Origin of the sequence: Phenylobacterium sp. (assembly GCF_024508875.1) — a bacterium.
GTDB lineage: Bacteria > Pseudomonadota > Alphaproteobacteria > Caulobacterales > Caulobacteraceae > Phenylobacterium.
The window spans coordinates 1-2,899 of the sequence record NZ_JANINU010000251.1 but is presented as its reverse complement, the minus strand read 5'-3'; the positions used below and the strand labels follow the sequence as shown (position 1 = coordinate 2,899).

Below are 2,899 nucleotides of genomic sequence, written 5' to 3'. Positions count from 1 at the left end.
ACACGCTCTCGGCGTGCAGCTTGCGCGCCAGCCAGCCGTCGAAGAAGTCGGTCACGGCGGCCAGGATGAAGGCATAGACCGCCCAGCGCTGCAGGGCGAACTGGGTTTCGGGCTCCAGCCGGTCGGAGAAATAGGGCACGGCGCCGGCGGCCGCGGCGAAGGCCACGAACATGAAGAGCGCCATGACGAGGCGCGAGCCGGTCAGGATGTTGGGCAGGGACTTCATGGGCAGACGAGCGTCCGGGGCTAGGGCTTCGTTCCAAGTCTAGCTGCTTCGCGAGGGCGAAACAGCCGCGCTGTTGCGCCGTCCGCCGCGGGACGGGCGGGCGCGGGCGCGGCGCGCCGCAGGCGCTTTCCTTTGAACCACGGACCACACGGACGACACGGACCGGCGGCGGCGACGGGCGAGGAGGTCCTGGATCGTCCGTGTGGTCCGTGTGGTCCGTGGTCGACATCGGGCGCTGCCCCCCGTCGGCTGCACGGCTCTCACCCCGCGTCGCCGCCGCTGAGGCCGGCGGGGGCCGGGAGTTCGGTCCAGGGGCTCTCGGCGATGCGCTCCAGGCGGTTGGTGTCGGGGTCGGGCAGGTAGGTGACCACGCGCCGCTGGCCGGTCTCGGGATGGCTCTCGACCACGAAGTGCTTGAGGAGGATGGCCTCGCCGGCCGCCGGCGGCGGGGGCGGGTCGGCCGCCTTCTGCCGGCCGTGGGTGCGGGGCGACTTGATCGCCGCCGCCCAGCGCAACTGGCCCAGCCGCACGCGGGTCAGGTAGGCGGTCTCGGGCGTGGCGGCGAGCGCCATCTCCCAGCCGAGGTCGGCCAGCCGCTCGGCCTGGGCCTGGCGGGCCAGGGCGATGGCGTCGGCGAACTCGGGGCTGCGCCGCTGCCAGTGCAGGATCGTGAAGAAGGCGGGCATGGCCGGGTCGTCCGAGATGGCGGTCAGGCTCTCGCCCTCGGCCAGCCGCGCGCAGATCTCGTGGGCGGTCGCCTCGCAATAGGTGCTGGTCGGGCCCAGCCCGTCGGGGCGGGCGAAGGCCTTGGCCCGGTGGTAGGCGGCGCCGAACACCGGATGCTCGCGCGCCCAGCGCGCCACCGTGCGGTCGGACGGCATGTCGGGGTCGGCGCAGATCGCCTTCAGGCTCTCGCCGGCCGCCACGCGCTCGCAGACCTCGCGGGCCACGTCGGCGGTGAAGCGGGTGTAGGGTCGCGGCGCCGCCGCGTCCGGATCGTCTTGCGACATGGCAGGATCTCCTGGCGGGCGCGCGACGGCAGGGCGCGACGGCGCCGCGACGCGCGGGCCAGCACGGACCGCCCCGCCGGCGACGCCGGGGGATTGGGGGATGGGATGGAACGGCCGAAGCCGGAGACGCGGTTGGGCCGGGCGTGACGTGCTGCGCTCAGGCGCAGGTCACGGGCCTCCGGGGGTGAGTATGGGGCGGAGGGGTGCGGACGTCAAGAACAAAATAGGAACATTGTGGATCGTCGCGGGCGCAGAGGTAGAGATTTAGGAGGGCCAGACCCCATCGCTTACGACCATCGGGCGGGCAGCGGCGGCGAGACTTCGAAAGGCATGTCCGGATCGAGGCGCCACCGCAACGACTGAGCCCGACCCTTAGCGGACCTTGACCACTGTGCACCGGTCTTATCAGTTCGTCCGATGTCCTCACCCAACCTGATCGGGCCGCTGACCGGCTTCCACGACGGAAGACTGGAGTCTGTAGCCGTAGCCGACGGCACCGCTGTGTTCGGACTTGTCCGTGTCGATGGCCGGCGCTTCAAGTTGAACTTGTCAGGCGTCGAAGCTCTATCGATCAACGATTTTCGTGAGGGCAACATCATCCTGGAGCTTCAGGTAGTTGCGGGTTCGGATTTCCAAGGGGCGGGACCAACCCCAGGAGACGTGCGCGCTACGCTTGAGGTGCTTTTCCTCCGCCCTCATGCGGATGCTGCATCCGCGTACCACGAAGCCTACGATAATTTGCTGCAGAGGAAGCTTGAACTTCTCGATACAGGCGCAGCCAAACTGGTGATCCTCGACCCGGCCTACGGTGCCGATCTTGTGGCGTTTTGCACGTCAGCTGAGTTGGTCGACGCTCCGCACGCGTAGATCGGTGATGTCCGTAACCCCACCCTTAGCTGACGCTCCTCCTCTCCCCCCGCGAAGCGAGAGGGGAGAGGGTAGGGAGAGGGGCGGCGCAGGCCTGAATGCTTGCGCGACGGTTCAGCCATGATCCACCGTACGCAGCGATGGCGATGTTCAAGACGCTGAAGGACGAGACCCAGCGCGACCGGGCGCGGGCGCTTCGGCGCGAGGACACCGACGCCGAGGCGCGCCTATGGAACGCCCTGCGTGGGCGCAGGCTCGGCGGCTGGCGTTGGCGTCGTCAGGTCCCGAAGGGGCCGTTCATCGTGGATTTCCTCTGTGTCGAAGCGGCCCTGGTGGTCGAGCTGGACGGCGGGCAGCACTCCGAGCAGGCCGAGTACGACGCCCGGCGGACCGCCTACCTGGAGGACCTTGGCCTGACGGTCATCCGGTTCTGGAACTCATCGGTGCTGGAAAGCCGTGACGACGTGTGCCGGGAGATCCTTCTGGCCTGTGGCGGCGAGCATCCGTCGGTGGGTCCTGGCTGAACCTGGAGCGGCGGCGGCGCGTCCTGCGTCGCCCCTCTCCCTACCCTCTCCCCTCTCTTCCCCCGGCCCAAGGCCGGGGTCGGGGGGAGAGGAGGTGAAGTCCGAAATGGACCGATTTCGGACGTTTACCTCCCCCGCGAAGCGGCGGGAGCTAAACGTCAGTCTTCACCCTTCGTTGGCGGCTCGGCGCCGAGCCTTAGCGGCGGGTTTCGGGGGCGATCGGCGCCGCGGCGCCGCCGCTCGAGCCGGCGCCGCCGCCGCTGGGGTCTGCG

Annotated in this window: 4 protein-coding genes; 2 read left to right on the top strand and 2 right to left on the bottom strand. The window is 69.7% G+C overall.

The annotated features are described in order from the left end of the window. A partial coding sequence (locus Q0L11_RS17725) for a CDP-alcohol phosphatidyltransferase family protein (RefSeq protein ID WP_296598982.1) occupies positions 1 to 226 on the bottom strand: 226 nt, incomplete at its 3' end. Positions 227 to 486: 260 nt separating this feature from the next. Then, positions 487 to 1,236, bottom strand: a complete 750-nt coding sequence (locus Q0L11_RS17720; protein ID WP_296598980.1) for a hypothetical protein — start codon at positions 1,234 to 1,236, stop codon at positions 487 to 489. A gap of 417 nt (positions 1,237 to 1,653) precedes the next feature. Here Q0L11_RS17720 and Q0L11_RS17715 point away from each other — a divergent pair, with 417 nt between their 5' ends. Together Q0L11_RS17715 and Q0L11_RS17710 are read left to right on the top strand one after the other, a co-directional pair. Further along, a complete protein-coding gene (locus Q0L11_RS17715) occupies positions 1,654 to 2,103 on the top strand; it encodes a hypothetical protein (protein WP_296598979.1) in 450 nt (149 codons plus the stop codon). 140 nt (positions 2,104 to 2,243) lie between these two features. Then, a complete protein-coding gene (locus tag Q0L11_RS17710; RefSeq protein ID WP_296598978.1) occupies positions 2,244 to 2,627 on the top strand; it encodes an endonuclease domain-containing protein in 384 nt (127 codons plus the stop codon). Positions 2,628 to 2,899 lie beyond the last annotated feature (272 nt).

Excerpts from the sequence above, each read along its gene's own strand:
- Q0L11_RS17720 (WP_296598980.1), bottom strand. The coding sequence starts at position 1,236 with ATGTCGCAAGACGATCCGGACGCGGCGGCGCCGCGACCCTACACCCGC.
- Q0L11_RS17715 (WP_296598979.1), top strand. The coding sequence starts at position 1,654 with ATGTCCTCACCCAACCTGATCGGGCCGCTGACCGGCTTCCACGACGGA.
- Q0L11_RS17710 (WP_296598978.1), top strand. The coding sequence starts at position 2,244 with ATGGCGATGTTCAAGACGCTGAAGGACGAGACCCAGCGCGACCGGGCG.